This is a genomic window from Rhodomicrobium sp., from assembly GCF_047605405.1.
GTDB classification, from domain to species: domain Bacteria; phylum Pseudomonadota; class Alphaproteobacteria; order Rhizobiales; family Rhodomicrobiaceae; genus Rhodomicrobium; species Rhodomicrobium lacus.
The window spans coordinates 1-14948 of record NZ_JASGFR010000024.1 but is presented as its reverse complement, the minus strand read 5'-3'; the positions used below and the strand labels follow the sequence as shown (position 1 = coordinate 14948).

Genomic DNA, 14948 nt, shown 5'->3' with positions numbered 1-14948 from the left:
ATAGAAGTGCTTTTTGATTGTCGCTCCCCCGCTCTTGACACAGCCCGGCGCAGAAGCCAATACGGGGGCATCCCAACATCTTACCCGCGCAAGTAGGCGGGAGTGAGAGGCACACCATGATTACGCTGACGTTTCCCGACGGTTCCGCACGCTCTTTCGACGCCGCCATCACCGGCGCGGAACTCGCCGCATCCATCTCGAAATCGCTGGCTAAAAAGGCCGTGGCGGTCGCGCTCGACGGCAAGCTTGCCGACCTCGCCGACCCGATCGAGGCCGACGCGCGCGTCAAGATCGTCACCCGCGACGACCCCGAAGCGCTGGAACTCATCCGCCACGACGCCGCCCACGTGATGGCCGAGGCCGTGCAGGAGCTTTTTCCCGGCACGCAGGTCACCATCGGCCCCGTCATCGAGAACGGCTTCTATTACGATTTCTACCGCGAAGAGAGCTTCACGCCCGACGACCTCGAAAAGATCGAGGCGAAGATGCGCGAGATCATCGCGGCCGATAAGCCCTTCGTGAAGGAAGTGTGGTCGCGCGAGAAGGCGCAGGACTTCTTCGCCGCCGAAGGCGAGGGCTTCAAGGTCGAACTGATCGACGCCATCCCCGAGGGTCAGGATCTTAAGATCTACAGGCAGGGCGACTGGCTCGACCTGTGCCGCGGCCCGCATCTGCCCTCGACGGGCAAGGTCGGCAAGGCGTTCAAGCTGATGCGCCTCGCGGGAAGCTACTGGCGCGGCGATTCGAACCGCGAGCAGCTTCAGCGCATCTACGGCACGGCCTGGGCGAGCGACGAGCAGCTCAAGTCTTACCTCACCATGCTGGAGGAAGCCGAGAAGCGCGACCACCGCCGCCTCGGCCGCGAGATGGACCTGTTCCACCTGCAGGAAGAGGCGCCGGGCTCGGTCTTCTGGCACCCGAAAGGCTGGACGGTGTTCCAGGCGCTCATCGCGTTCATGCGCCGCCGCCAGCACGCGAGCGGCCATGTCGAGGTGAATTCGCCCGACATGATGGAACGCAAGCTCTGGGAGCAATCGGGTCACTGGGAGAAGTTCGGCGAGAACATGTTCGTCACCGAGACGCCCGACGAGCGCGTGTTCTGCTGCAAGCCGATGAACTGCCCCGGCCATATCCAGATCTTCAAGAACGGGCTGAAGAGCTACCGCGACCTGCCGCTTCGCATCGCGGAGTTCGGCAAGGTGCACCGCTACGAACCGAGCGGAGCGCTTCACGGCATCATGCGCGTGCGGCACTTCACGCAGGATGACGCGCACATTTTCTGCACGCCCGAGCAGATCACGGAAGAGTGCGTGCATCTGAACAGCCTCCTCTTGTCGATCTATCGCGACTTCGGCTTCGAGGACGTCGCCATCAAGCTGTCCACGCGTCCCGAGAAACGCGTCGGCTCCGACGAGGTCTGGGACAAGGCGGAGGCCGCGCTGAAGGCCGCCGTGGAAGCGGCGGGCGAGCCCTATACGCTGAACCCCGGCGAAGGCGCGTTCTACGGCCCGAAGCTCGAATACACGCTGCGCGACGCGATCGGCCGCGAATGGCAATGCGGGACGATCCAGCTCGACTTCAACCTGCCGGTGCGGCTCGGCGCGTTCTATATCGGCGAGGACGGCGCGAAGCATACGCCGGTGATGATCCACCGCGCGCTGTTCGGCAGTCTGGAGCGCTTCCTCGGCATCCTGATCGAGAACTACGCCGGGCATCTGCCGCTGTGGCTCTCGCCGGTTCAGACCGTGGTGGCGACCATCGTTTCCGACGCCGATGCTTATGCGGGCGAGGTCGAGGCGGCGCTGGCGGCGGCGGGCGTTCGCGCCGAAACCGATCTTCGCAACGAGAAGATCAACTACAAGGTGCGCGAGCACAGCCTTGCGAAGGTGCCGGTGCTGTTCGTCGTCGGCAAGCGCGAGGCGGAAGAGCGGACCGTGTCCGTGCGCAGGCTCGGCAGCCAGGCGCAGGAGACGCTGCCGCTCGACGAGGCCGTCGCGCGGATCGCGGCCGAGGCCGTGCCGCCGGATCTGCGCCGGTAGCGTTCCGCGTCAAAGGATTGAGCAAAAAGGCCGGGGCTTTCCCGGCCTTTTTTGTGCGCGCCGTCGGGACCGCGTGCTGCCCGGGCGGCCGTCATGTCCAATTGTAATGAAATGTGAAACGCGAAGCCTGTTCGATTCAGCTACCCTCAGTAGCATACGAAAGCATAACAGGCATGCACTGCGGGATCGTTTTATCATTACGCGGTTTTGAAGAGCATACACTGGAGAAAATCGATAGACTGAATCTGAAGAGCGGTTTTGGGAGCATATGGTTGAATTGGCAAATACACTGGCCGCCCCGGCCCTGCCTCGCCTTCACGCGAGGGTAAGAAACAACACTATCGAGATTCCCAGAAATGCTCTGTTTTCGAGCCTTTCGCGCGCGCAAATCAGGCTCATTCTTCCCCACGTAAAGTATAAGCGTTTCAAGCCGGGTCGGGAGATCTTGGCCGAAGGGCAACGAAATCCCGGCAAGATTTTCATCGTCATCGAAGGGCAGGTAGCCGCCACGAAGCTCGGGCTTTCGCCCATCGAAGGGGTGCCCACGTCATACGAGATCGGCCTGATGCGGCGAGGCGACATCTTCGGCGAACTCTCCTTCGTCGACGGAAAGCCGAGCGCACTGACCTTCACGGCGACGGTCGAAGCGACGGTGGCGGTGCTCGACCTCAGCGGTTCGGCACGGCTCCGCCGCACAAGGCGGCTCAGGGAGATCGTGACGAGCAAGCTTCGCCACCATATCGCCCGCCATGCCGATGAATCGGTGACCCTGCGTGTGAACACGCTACAGCTCGAAAACGAATTCTCCGCGTACCGCAACGGCGTCGGACACATCGTCGTCACCACCTTGTGTCTTCTGTCCTTTTACACGCTGACGCTGAGTTTCCTGCCGGCCTTCAAAAGCGTGGCGCATGCAAATTTCGCGCTTTCGCCGCTCATCATCCTGCTTTTCAGCCTCTCCTTCATACCCATCATCGCGACAAGCGGCTTTCCGCTGAGCTTCTTCGGGCTTCAGCTCCGCAACTGGCGTCCGGCATTGGCGTATTCGCTGCGCGTGTCGGCAATGTTCATACTGTTCTTCATCACCGTGAAATGGCTGCTCATCAGCAGCACGCAGAGCTTTGCGGACCTCCCCCTTATCGACAGGGCCGACGTTCAGGTGGATGGGCATCTGGGGAGCGGTTCGGCGTGGTACTGGGTCGCGCTTGCGGTTTATCTGTTGTTGACCCCGATGCAGGAGTTCGTCGCGCGTTCCGGCATTCAGGCACCGCTCTACGCGTTTCTGCACGGGAGCGAATTGAAACGCCGCTGGGCCTCCATCCTCGCGTCCAACCTCGTGTTCGCGGCGGCGCATGCGCATATCAGCCTCGCCTTCGCGCTTGCAGCGTTCCTGCCCGGCATTCTCTGGGGATGGATCTTCGCCCGCACCAACTCGCTGATGGCGGCGACGGTGTCCCACATTCTCATCGGCGGCTCGGGGATGTTCCTCTTCGGCGTCGAAACCATGGTGGAGCGCCTTTCCGCCTGACGCAGGACGTCGGGCGCCATCCTTCGACTGTCAATCGTGTTTCACCGCGACAGGCACGCCGCCGGAGGACTCTGCCTCGCGGTCGGTTTCCGGCCGGTAAGACAGCGATGCCCCGGCCCCTTCGGGCAATCGCCAGAACGACACCGTCGCCAGTGCCGATAGAGCCGCCACGACCCAGAATGACGTTGCGAAATCGGCCTGCGTCAGCGCGGGCTCGCCCCTCGTCGCCTGTGACGCCTGCAAGACGAGCGCTCCGATAGCGACGCCGAGCGAAAGCGAAACCTGCTGCGCCACGCTCGCGAAACTCGTCGCGCGGCTCATCTGGGACGGCTTGACGTCGGCATAGGCCAATGCGTTGATGGCCGTGAATTCCAGCGAACGGAAGAAGCCGCCCGCGAGGAGAATGGCCACGATGGCGGCGTGTGGAGTCGCGTCGGTAAAAAAGCCCGACAGAGCGATGAACGCCGAACTGACGGCGGCGTTGACGATCAGCACATTGCGAAACCCGAAGCGCCGGATGATCACCGGTGCCGTCGTCTTCATGACGAGCGCGCCTGCCGCCGCTGCAAGCGTGAGCATGCCCGACTGAAACGGCGAAAGCCCAAAACAGAGTTGCAGCATCAGCGGCAAAAGGAACGGCATCGCGCCGATCCCAATCCTGAACACCGACCCCCCTATCACCCCGGCGCGGAATGTGGAAATGCCGAGAAGCCTGAGGTCGATCACCGGGTTGTCGACGCGAAAAGCATGACGCACATACGCGGCGCCGAAAAAGACGCCCCCCAACGTCATGGCCGCGCCCGTCAGCATGGACTCGTGAGTTTCGCCCAGAAGCGCGAGCCCGAACACGATGGCGGCCAGCGCGAGGCCGGATAGAACGAAGCCCGTCCTGTCGAGCGGTGGCGAGCGCTCCTCGCGTATGTTCTCGAAAAAACGCCACGACAGGAACAAGCCGAGCGCTCCGATGGGCACGTTCACGTAGAAGATCCAGCGCCAGTCCAGGTAGGTCGTGATGAAACCTCCGAGGGGCGGCCCGACCACCGGGCCGAACATCGCCGGGATCGTCAGCCATGCCAGGGCGCGGATCAACTCATGCTTCGGCACGGAGCGGAGGATCAGGAGCCGGCCAACCGGCACCATCATGGCCCCGCCAATTCCTTGCAGGATGCGAAAGGCTATGAACTCGGGCAGGCCGTTCGACAGTCCACACAGCATCGATCCCGCCGCGAAGACGACGATAGCCGCCATGAAAACCCTGCGTGCGCCATACTTGTCCGCCACCCAGCCGGAAATCGGGATGAACACGGCAAGGCTGAGAAGGTAGCTCGTCATCGCGAGCTTCAGCGTGATCGGGTCTTCGTTGAGGCTCGCCGCGATGGCTGGCAGTGACGTGGCAATGACCGTCGCGTCGAGGCTTTCCATGAACAGCCCGCAGGCAACGACGAGAGGAATGATCATGGGCGCGGCATGGCGAACTGTTCTGCGGGAATGGCGCGGTTGGCGGGTGGATATCGCAGCCGCTCCCGGAGAAAGGGAGCGTCTGCCGTCCATATATAGGCGATCAAGTAGCGGCGGCGAAGCGTACCGGTCGCTTTCGCGTAACGGCGCGCCGAAGAGCCCAAAGCGTTCTTGTGTCGGCCCGCGTCAAGTCAGCATCGATCGCCGGAGACAGGAGAGAAAGCCGACGTTGTTCGCAAGAACGGTGCCCCGAAGCTTCCATCGCTCGAACGCGCCCCGAACCCTCTCGCGGATGAGATCAGCGCCCCCGCTTTATGCCGTTGCCGGCTCCTTCCCGCTCCCCCGCCGTGCCGTCGCCACGAACCAAACTCCCAGCGCAATCATCGGCAGCGAATACACCACGCCTTCCGAGAAATAAGCCGTCGTGAAGAACTGGCCGAAGTCCCATTCCTTGAAATACTCCGCGACGATGCGGAACACCCCATAAGCCGCCAGAAAGACGCCGGTCACGAGCCCCGGCCGTTCCAGCGCAAGCCGCGTATGCGTGAAATAGCGCAACAGGAAAAACATCGCGAGACCTTCGAGTGCTGCCTCGTAAAGCTGCGTCGGGTGGCGCGGCCCGGCGGCGTCGCCCGCCAGCAGCACGCGCGCGGGAAACTCCACCGCCCAAGGAACATCGCTGAGCCGCCCGTAAATCTCGCCATTGATGAAATTCGCGAGCCGCCCGAAGAAGAGCCCGAACGGCACCGCCGCCGCCGCCAGGTCCATCAGCGAGCGCACGGGGATGCGGTTCAGCCGCGCGAAAATCCAGATCGCCGCGCCCACGCCGAGCAATCCGCCGTGAAACGCCATGCCGCCTTCCCAGAGGCGGAAAAAGCGCAGCGGATCGTGCAGCAGCATTGTCGGTTCGTACATCAGGAAGAAGCCGAGCCGCCCGCCCAGAACGGTGCCGAGCGTCGCCCAGAAAAGGAAGTCGTCGGCCTGATAAGGCGTCATCGGCGACGGGCCGCCCCAAAGGCGTTCGTTTCCGCAGAGACGGCGCATGTAGAGCCAGCCGAGCAGCAGCCCCGCCATGTAGGCAAGGCCATACCAGCGGATGCCGAGCGGCCCGATATATACCGCCACGGGGTCGTTGAACGGAAATGCAATCGCCATCAGGTCCATCGCCGAGCCTCCCGCGCTTCGCCTAGCTCCGCTTTAGCAGGAGATGGAGCGACCGCCAACCGGCGGTTGGGGGGCGACGCCGCGCCTTACACCGCGACGGCTCCGCGCAAGGTCCATCCGTGAAAAAAGCCCGGGCGAGAGCTGCCCCGCCGCGAGATAAACGCTTCGTTGCTGCTTTCCTGGCGCTTCGTTACCATCGCGCATCTGGCTCATATTAAACATATTATCGTTCTAAATTAGATATTTACCATTGAATACCCCCTTCGCCGCAGACTATACTCCGGCAAGATTCAGGCGGAGGAGGACCGGATGTTGGAGGACGGCATTCCGGCCCGTGGCGAGCGGCTTCGGGGCGGCGCACTCAGGGAAGCGATACTTCGTCTGAGGGAAGCGGAAAAACTGCGCGCGCGCGACGCCGCCACACGTCTCGGCGTCAGCGAGGCGGAATTTGTGGCGGCAAAAGTTGGGCACGAGGCCATCCGCCTAGAACCCGATTTCGCAGACATCGTTCGCGCGCTATCCGGCGTCGGCGAGGTGCTGGCGCTTACGCGCAACGAGCATTGCGTCCACGAGAAGCACGGCACGTTCGAAACCGTCGCCATCGATGGCGACGCCGTCAGCGTGCGCGGCGAGGGATTGGAGCTTCAGCTCTTCCTTGGCCACTGGCGCCACGCCTACAAGCTCACCGACGAAGGCGAGATGGGCATGATCATGACCAGCCTTCAGTTTTTCGACGCGGATGGCACGGCGGTGCACAAGGTCTACCAGACCGAGAACACCGACCGCGCGGCCTTCGACGCCATCGTCGGGCACTTCATGCACGCCGAGCAATCGAACGAACTCGACGTGACGCCTTCCCGCCTTGCGCCACCGGATCCAATGCCCGGCCACCGTACCCGCGTTGCCCCGCGCGCGCTCCGCGCCGCTCTCGAAAAGGCGGCGGCAACGGCAACGCCCATCGGCGTCGTCGTCGGCAATTCCGGCGCGATCCAGAGTTACACCGGGCCAATCGCCAAGGTCATGGCGACAGGCCCCTGGTACAATATCCTCGATCCACGCTTCAACATGCACCTGCATGAAGCGGCCATCTGTTCCGCATGGGTAGCGCGCGAGCCCTCCGCTGACGGGATCTTCACCTCGCTCGACCTTTTCGACGCCCGAGGGCTTCGCATCGTGCGGGTCTTTAGCGCACAAAGCTCCGACCAGTTACAGTCCCCGGCGTGGCTCGAAATAGCCGCCAGCCTTCCCCTTTTCGATGCAGCGTAGAGAGGTTCGAATGAAGCCTGTATCGCGGCTCCTTTTGCTTATGGCCGCTCTTTTGGCAGCCGCGCTTTCCCCGGTCCGGGCAGCCGACGGCGGCAAGCGCGTCATCACAGTTGGCGGCGACGTCACAGAAATCGTGTTTGCGCTCGGCGAAGGAAGCAGCGTCGTCGGCCGCGACACCACCTCGACATATCCAGCCGAGGCCGGTGCCCTGCCCGATGTCGGCTACATGCGCCAGCTCGGCGCGGAGGGCGTGCTGTCGCTGAAGCCCGATATCGTGATCGCTGCCGCAAGTGCAGGCCCCGCCGAGGTGCTGAAACAGATCGAATCCGCGGGCGTTCGCGTGGTACGCGTCCCCGATCCGCACAGCGCCGAGGGCCTGATCCAGAAGGTGACGACCATCGCGGACGCGCTGAACGCGAAAGCGGCAGGAGCGACGCTCACGACAAGGCTTGTACAAGACCTGACGAAGGTCAAAGCCGAGATCGCGGACCTGCCCGGCCACCCGCGCGTTCTCTTCATCATCACCGCTGGCAGCGGGCCGCCTATGGCCGCCGGTACGGGCACCGCAGCCGACTCGCTGATCCGGCTCGCGGGTGGCGAGAATGTCTTCGCAGCGCACACCGGCTACAAGCCGATTTCGCTCGAAGCAGCAGCGGCAGCCTCTCCCGATGCCATCGGACTGATGGATCAGACGCTGCAACAGATGGGCGGCGTCGACGCGGTGGCGAGCAATGCGGCGCTTCGGCTCACCCCCGCCGCGAAGGAGAAGCGCATCTTCGGCCGCGAAGGCAGCTATCTCCTGAGCTTCGGCCCGCGCCTGCCGCAGGCGCTGTCCGATTTCGCCCACGCCATCCGTGAGAAAGCGGCGGAGAAGAAAGCGTTGTGACAAGCGCAGCCATAGAAGTGAGTGCCCGCATCCGCGACATGCGCGCGGCGCAGATCAGAACGAGGCGGCTTTTTCTCGTATGCCTCGCGGCGGGGCTCAGCGTCGCTTCTCTCGCGGGGCTCGTCGTCGGGGCCGTGCCGATCCCGCTCGGCGATGTTTTCGGCGCCCTCTCGCCCTTCCACGAGGCGCAGGGGCCCTATGGCGAAATCGTCCAGTCCATCCGCCTGCCCCGGCTTGTTCTGGGGCTGTGCGTGGGCGCGGTGCTGGGCCTGTCGGGCGCGGCGCTGCAAGGGCTTTTCCGCAATCCGCTGGCCGATCCCGGTATCATAGGCGTGTCGAGCGGGGCGGCGCTCGGGGTCGCTTTCGTGATCGTGCTGGGCAACGCGGTGATCCCGGGAGCGCTTGCCATCGCGGGACCGTTCGCGCTTCCCGTTGCCGCGTTCGGAGGCGGCATGGCTGCGCTTCTCGGCGTTTACGCCCTGTCCAGGCGAGCGGGAGCGCTGTCCGGCTCGTCGCTGATCCTCGCGGGCATCGCGATCAACGCGATAGCGGGCGCGGCGCTCGGCTATCTTTCCTTCGCGAGCTCGGACGAACAGCTTCGTCAGGTAACGTTCTGGACGCTGGGCAGCCTCGGACGCACGAACTGGGCGAGCCTCATCCCCGCCGCCGTCGCCATGATCGCGGCATCCGTCCTCCTGCTGCGGCTGGCACCGGTTCTGAACGTCTATCTGCTTGGCGAGCGCGAGGCGGAGCATCTCGGCGTGAACGCCGGGCGCCTCAAAAATCAGGTCATCATGCTGTCGGCGCTCGGCGCAGGCGCGGCCGTCGCCGTCTCGGGCATCATCGGCTTCGTCGGCCTTGCCGCGCCGCACATCGTGCGCCTGTTTGCGGGCGCGGATCATCGCGTCGTTTTGCCGGGATCGGCGCTGCTCGGCGCGCTCTTGCTCGTCTCGGCGGATCTCATCGCGCGCACCGCCGTGGCGCCCGCGGAACTGCCGGTCGGCATCCTCACGAGCGCGCTCGGCGGGCCGTTCTTCCTGTGGCTGCTGAGCCGTTACCGCCGCGAGCTATTGTAGCGGCTGACGCGCCGCCTCCGACTTACCGCAACAAAAGCCGCCCTACCCTGCGCGCGCCGCCAGTTTCCTGCGTGTCAAAGAGCCTGGCTCTGGCCCCGATCTCAGGCGGGCGCGCTCACGGCTTTTCGATTGCACGATGAATGCTTCCCCCATAATACCCGTAGGGATCAGGCGAGAGGCTGTGATGAGATGAATAGCGATAAGCTCACTTTTTTATATCTGGATCTTGCGAAGCAGGGCGGACTTTCGACGTCAGAGCCGCGCGTCCTGTATCTGGAAGCCTTGTATAGTATCTCTACCCTTCGCGCCGACCTCGATGATAATTCTTCGATTGTCGTTTACACAAATGTTCCGGCCGATTACAAGAACATCCCTGTTCAGGTAGAAGATGTCAGTGCGGTCATGGCCGAAATGATGGGGCCGCATTCCTACCTCTTCCGCGCGAAGCCATGGATAATGCTTCACGCCATCAAACAGTTCGGCGGCACCTGTGTTTTTCTGGATACGGATACGTTCATTTTGCCTGGCTTCGTGCGTGCTATCCGCGACAGGATAGGCGACGGGCCTATCGTGCACGAAATCAGCAGTGCCACGGCACCTGCCTATGCGCAGCGTGTGACGAAGCCGTTTCCGCATCAGGACCGCCATACGGAAAATCGGACCTGCTTTGAATGCAATAGCGGCGTGATCGGCGTTCGTTCAGGTTGGGGCGAAGCGCTCATCGAAGACACACTTCACATCATCGATGAAATTCTGCCCACGCGCGATTGGCAGCGCACACTGGAACAGTCGGCTTTGGCGGATGCAATCGGGTTGCATGGCCTTGCTGCGGAGCCCATCGCCCCCTGGATCAATCATTACTTTAATCGAAGTAAAAAACGCTATATGCATTCCCAAATAAAACGGCTTTTACGAAGGAATGGCGGCGAGATTGATGCAACGCGCCCCTGTATCGCAATAAATCCATATCGCGTTAAGCTTTATCAATATTTTCACGACACAAAGGCTCTCTTCAAGAGCTATCGTTCATATGACACTCGCATTGTAGAATAAGTGACGACATGACTTGAGGCTATCTGGATTATCGCGTGCTTACTGTAGCGGGCGCGTCTTCGGGCGCGGTCGCGGGCAAGCCTTGAGCCTGCGGTAGAGCGTGTTGCGGCTGATGCCGAGACGGCGCGCGGCCTCCGACATGTTGCCTTCGCTTGCGAGCACGGCCCGCTCGATCATGATGTCGGAACTGGCGCGAAGCGAGTCGGCTGCGCAGGCGTCATCCGCCATCCTGGACGGGGTATCGAGGTTCTGAAGATCCTCGATCAGGTCGTCCGGCAGGTGCCGCCAGCCGATCACGACCTCACCCTCGTCGACCACGGCGCATGCAAAAAGCAGCGCATTCGAAAGCTGGCGCAGATTGCCCGGCCAGCGATAGCGGGCAAACGCGGCGGCCACGTCCGGCGCCAGCATCAGCGACCTTCCCGGCTCGAACGCCGAGAGCATGCGCGCGACGATGGCCGCGAAATCGGTGCGCTCGCGGAGCGCCGGAAGCTTCAGTGTAAGGCCGTTCAGCCGATAATAGAGATCGGCGCGGAAGCGTCCTGCCTCCACCTCGGCCTTGAGCGGCTTGTGGCTCGCCGCGATCAGGGCAAAATCCACCTTCGCGGGCTTGCCGCCGCCGAGCGGAACCACCTCGCGCTCCTGAAGCACGCGCAAGAGGCGCGATTGCAGCGAAAGCGGCATGTCACCGATCTCGTCGAGAAACAGCGTGCCGCCGTTCGCCTCGCGGATGCGGCCGGGTGATCCCTCGCGGCGAGCGCCGGTGAAGGCACCCGGTGCATATCCGAACAGCTCCGATTCGATCAGGTGTTCCGGCAACGCCGCGCAGTTCACCGCGACGAACGGCGCATCCTTGCGCGGCCCGGAAGCATGGATAGCGGCGGAAACGCGCTCCTTGCCTGCGCCCGACTCGCCCTGAAGCAGGATCGGGATCGGCTTGCCCGCCACCTTGCGGGCCCGGTCGATCACGAGCTTCATCGTCTCGTCGCCCGTGTCGAGGTCGGCGAGCGGATCCCGAAGCGGCAGGGCAAGCGGCGTCTCCCGCCGGCGCGGCGGAGCGATCCGGCTGCCCGGTTCGATGCGAAGACACAGAGGCCGCCCCGCGCGGCTGACGGTGGGTTCGACGCGGCCCGTCTGGCGGCGCGCGAGATCGCAAAGGCGCGCCATGTCGAGCGACAGGACGGCGCCGATCGCGGCGCTTCCGATGTCTTCGGCCCGGAGGTCGAGAAGCACGCGCGCCGCATGGTTCGCACCGGCGATGCGGCCGTCCTCGGCGAGCGCGACAAGCCCTTCGGCGAGCGTGCCGATGCCTTCCGCCTGCGGATGAAGCCGAAGCCGCATGTGGCTCTCGTGGTGAAGTTCGAAAAGGCGATTCTCGATCATATGGCTCGCCGCGCTGACAAGACCCGACGTGTGCGGATGCCGTACGCGATGATGGCCCGACACATCGATGACACCGAGAATGCGCCCGTCCGAACCCGTCACGGGCGCGGCGGCGCAAGTCAGAAAGCGGTTGTGCTCAAGAAAATGCTCGGCCCCATGCACAAGCACCGCCGCGCCTTCGACGATGGCGGTTCCGATGGCATTGGTGCCCCGGCTCGTTTCATGCCACGACGCCCCCGGCTTGAGCGCAACGCGCGAGGCACGCTCCACGAAGTCGGCGTCGCCCAGCGCCTCGATCAGCACGCCCTGCTCGTCGGCGAGGACGACCATGCTGCCGGAGCCGCGCACCTGCGCATAGAGATAGTCCATGACGGGACGCGCGCGTGTCAGAAGCTCGCGCCGGCGCTCCAGCGTTTCCTTCAGGCGCGCGGTGGAAATCCGGTCTTCCGCATTGAACCGCGGAACAAGCCCCGCGCCGAGACATCGTTCCCAGCTTCGCGAGACGGTCGCGCCAACGAGGGCGGCGGGCGGAATTTCCCCGCGATCCAGCATCTTGCGGGCGCGATCCAACGACGACGCGCCCTTTGCGGCGTTCTCCATCGGCATGTCTCCCTGTCAGGATGCGCTTCGAGGGCATCCTTTGAATTTGGTAACATTGTCACCGAAAAGGCGGCCAACGCGCAAGAAAAACATAAGTCTTATAAAAGCGCCTGTCTCGTTCTGGCACAGTGTCACGAAATACCACAGCGCGGCGAAACAGTTCACCCGCCGCAATTTCGCATTATTTCAAATACTTAGCACTATGGCACGGTCCCTGCTTTGATGTCCCGCAGCAGGGCGCTCGACCGTCCCGCCCCTTGAAGAACGGGAGAAGCCGCGCGGCGCACCAGCGTGCGCCGGATAAAAAGCTCTCATGGAAGGAAACGCACCATGGCGGAAACCACTTTTTTCATCCCCTCGCTCAATCTCTTCGGCGCGGGCTGCCTCTCGGGGGCGGCCGATCACGCGAAGGCCAAGGGCTTCAGGCGTGCGCTGATTGTTACGGACATGGGCATGTACAAGCTCGGCGCTGCGGAGAAAGTCGCCTCCCTCCTGACCGAGCGCGGCGTGTCGAGCGCGATCTTTCCCGGCGCCCAGCCAAATCCGACCGTGAAGAACGTCGAGGACGGGCTTGCGCTGCTCCGGCAGGAAGAGTGCGATGTCGTGATCTCGCTCGGCGGCGGCTCCGCGCATGATTGCGCGAAAGGCATTGCGCTGACAGCCACCAACGGCGGCAGCATCAAGGATTACGAGGGTGTCGACAAATCGCCCAAGCCGCAGCTCCCGCTGATCGCGATCAACACCACGGCGGGCACGGCGAGCGAAATGACGCGCTTCTGCATCATCACCGACGAGGACCGTCACGTGAAGATGGCCATCGTGGATCGGCACACGACGCCGATCCTCTCGGTCAACGATCCCGTGCTGATGCTCGGCAAGCCCGCGCCGCTGACCGCCGCCACCGGCATGGACGCGCTGACCCACGCCATAGAGGCCTACGTTTCCATCGCCGCCACGCCCATCACGGACGCCTGCGCGCTGAAAGCCGTGTCTATCATCTCGAACAACCTTCGCGACGCGGTCGCCGACGGGCAGAACCTCGCCGCTCGCGAGGCGATGTCCTACGCGGGCTTCATGGCGGGCATGGCGTTCAACAACGCATCGCTCGGCTATGTGCATGCGATGGCGCATCAGCTCGGCGGCTTCTACGACCTGCCGCACGGCGTCTGCAACGCAATCCTGCTGCCGCATGTTCAGAGGTACAATGCGGAGGTCGCCGCAACGCGGCTCAAGGATGTGGGTCACGCCCTGGGCGTCGACACCACGGGCATGTCGGACGAGAAAGGCGCCGATGCGTGCATCCATGCGATCCAGCGGCTTTCAACGGATATAGGCATTCCGGCGAGCCTCACCGAACTCGGCATGAAGGACGAGGATGTACCCATACTCGCCACCAACGCCCTGAAGGATGCCTGCGGCTTCACCAATCCGAAACAGGCCACCCAAGCCGAGATCGAGGCGATCTTCCGCGCGGCGGCATAGTTCGCAACGGTTTCCGTCCGCCCCTCCCAAAAGGACGGATTGGCTCGGAGTCTGGCGTTGGCTCCGAGCCTCTTTTGTTTGTCCTCGCGGCCGCCTCAAACCACATTGTCCGGCGCGAGCACGCAGGACTCGGCATCGCCGTACTCGATCTGCAGCGTGACATGCTGAATGCCGAAACCGGCGTGCAAGTCTTGGCCCGCGCGCGCGATGAACGCGTCGCCCGGATGCCCCCCTGGCATCACGAGATGACAGGTCAGCGCGCTTTCGGTGGTGCTCATCGCCCAGATGTGAAGATCGTGGATGCAGGCAACGCCGGGCAGCGCTTCGAGGTGGCGTCGCACCGCGCCCGGATCGATACCGGGCGGCACGCCTTGCAACGCCATGTTCACCGAATCGCGCAACAGCCCCCAGGTGCCCGCCACGATGACGCCCGCGATGGCAAGGCTCACCGCCGGGTCGATCCACATCCAGCCCGTCTGCCAGATCACGAAGGCCGACAGCAGCACACCCACTGAAACGCCCGCGTCCGCCGCAAGATGCAGATAGGCGCCGCGGATGTTGATATCGCCGTGGCGCCCTCGCATGAACAAAAGCGCCGTGCCGCCGTTTACCACCACACCGATGGCGGAGGCGATCATCACGCCACCCGCCGCGACCGGCTCGGGGTAGAAAAACCGCCGCACTGCCTCCAGCGCGATGGCACCGACGGCGATCAGGAGAATGATGGCGTTGGCAAGCGCGGCGAGAATCGACGTCGAGCGATAGCCATAGGTGAAGCGCTCGGTCGGCGCCTTTTTCGCCGCCGTGGCGGCACCCCAGGCAAGGAGCAGGCCGAACACGTCGGAGAGGTTATGTCCGGCGTCGGCGAGGAGCGCCACGGAGTTCGCGATCACACCGTACACGGCTTGTGCCACGACGAGCGCGATATTCAGGGCCACGCTGATGGCGAAGGCCGACTGGAAGTTCTGCGGGGCATGGGCGTGGCCGTGCGCATGGCCGTGAGCGTGCGAATG

The 14948-nt window shown here is 63.6% G+C and carries 11 protein-coding genes; 7 read left to right on the top strand and 4 right to left on the bottom strand.

Annotation, left to right across the window (positions count from 1 at the left end):
* Positions 1-116 precede the first annotated feature (116 nt).
* Positions 117-2039, top strand: coding sequence for a threonine--tRNA ligase (gene thrS / locus QM659_RS10880; protein ID WP_415188448.1), 1923 nt, complete (start codon positions 117-119; stop codon positions 2037-2039).
* 268 nt (positions 2040-2307) lie between these two features.
* On the top strand, positions 2308-3567 hold the full coding sequence (locus QM659_RS10875) for a type II CAAX prenyl endopeptidase Rce1 family protein (RefSeq protein ID WP_415188447.1): 1260 nt from the start codon (positions 2308-2310) through the stop codon (positions 3565-3567).
* Positions 3568-3597: 30 nt separating this feature from the next.
* Here the strand turns inward: QM659_RS10875 and QM659_RS10870 are convergent, their stop codons facing one another.
* Together QM659_RS10870 and lgt are read right to left on the bottom strand one after the other, a co-directional pair.
* Positions 3598-5025 carry a DHA2 family efflux MFS transporter permease subunit gene (locus QM659_RS10870; protein ID WP_415188446.1) on the bottom strand — a complete coding sequence of 476 codons (1428 nt, stop codon included), beginning with the start codon at positions 5023-5025 and terminating at the stop codon, positions 3598-3600.
* A gap of 312 nt (positions 5026-5337) precedes the next feature.
* The gene (gene lgt / locus QM659_RS10865) at positions 5338-6189 is read right to left on the bottom strand and encodes a prolipoprotein diacylglyceryl transferase (protein ID WP_415188445.1); all 852 of its coding nucleotides are present in this window, start codon (positions 6187-6189) and stop codon (positions 5338-5340) included.
* A gap of 309 nt (positions 6190-6498) precedes the next feature.
* Here lgt and QM659_RS10860 point away from each other — a divergent pair, with 309 nt between their 5' ends.
* From QM659_RS10860 to QM659_RS10845, 4 genes are all read left to right on the top strand, one after another.
* The gene (locus tag QM659_RS10860) at positions 6499-7455 is read left to right on the top strand and encodes a ChuX/HutX family heme-like substrate-binding protein (RefSeq protein WP_415188444.1); all 957 of its coding nucleotides are present in this window, start codon (positions 6499-6501) and stop codon (positions 7453-7455) included.
* A 10-nt stretch (positions 7456-7465) separates the two neighbouring features.
* Positions 7466-8341 carry a heme/hemin ABC transporter substrate-binding protein gene (locus QM659_RS10855; RefSeq protein WP_415188443.1) on the top strand — a complete coding sequence of 292 codons (876 nt, stop codon included), beginning with the start codon at positions 7466-7468 and terminating at the stop codon, positions 8339-8341.
* A complete protein-coding gene (locus QM659_RS10850) occupies positions 8338-9417 on the top strand; it encodes a FecCD family ABC transporter permease (RefSeq protein ID WP_415188442.1) in 1080 nt (359 codons plus the stop codon). Before QM659_RS10855 ends, QM659_RS10850 begins: the two co-directional genes overlap by 4 nt.
* Before the next feature lie 189 nt (positions 9418-9606).
* Positions 9607-10470 (top strand): hypothetical protein, encoded by an 864-nt coding sequence (locus QM659_RS10845; RefSeq protein WP_415188441.1) that lies wholly within the window; start codon positions 9607-9609, stop codon positions 10468-10470.
* A gap of 39 nt (positions 10471-10509) precedes the next feature.
* On the opposite strand, the gene QM659_RS10840 is transcribed toward QM659_RS10845, so the two are convergent.
* Positions 10510-12453: a sigma-54-dependent Fis family transcriptional regulator gene (locus QM659_RS10840; RefSeq protein ID WP_415188440.1), complete on the bottom strand. Its 1944-nt coding sequence runs from the start codon at positions 12451-12453 to the stop codon at positions 10510-10512.
* A 330-nt stretch (positions 12454-12783) separates the two neighbouring features.
* On the opposite strand from QM659_RS10840, the gene yiaY reads away from it, so the two are divergent.
* Positions 12784-13935: an L-threonine dehydrogenase gene (yiaY, locus tag QM659_RS10835; RefSeq protein ID WP_415188439.1), complete on the top strand. Its 1152-nt coding sequence runs from the start codon at positions 12784-12786 to the stop codon at positions 13933-13935.
* A 95-nt stretch (positions 13936-14030) separates the two neighbouring features.
* Here the strand turns inward: yiaY and QM659_RS10830 are convergent.
* The coding region (locus tag QM659_RS10830; protein ID WP_415188438.1) for a cation diffusion facilitator family transporter at positions 14031-14948 on the bottom strand (918 nt) is incomplete at its 5' end.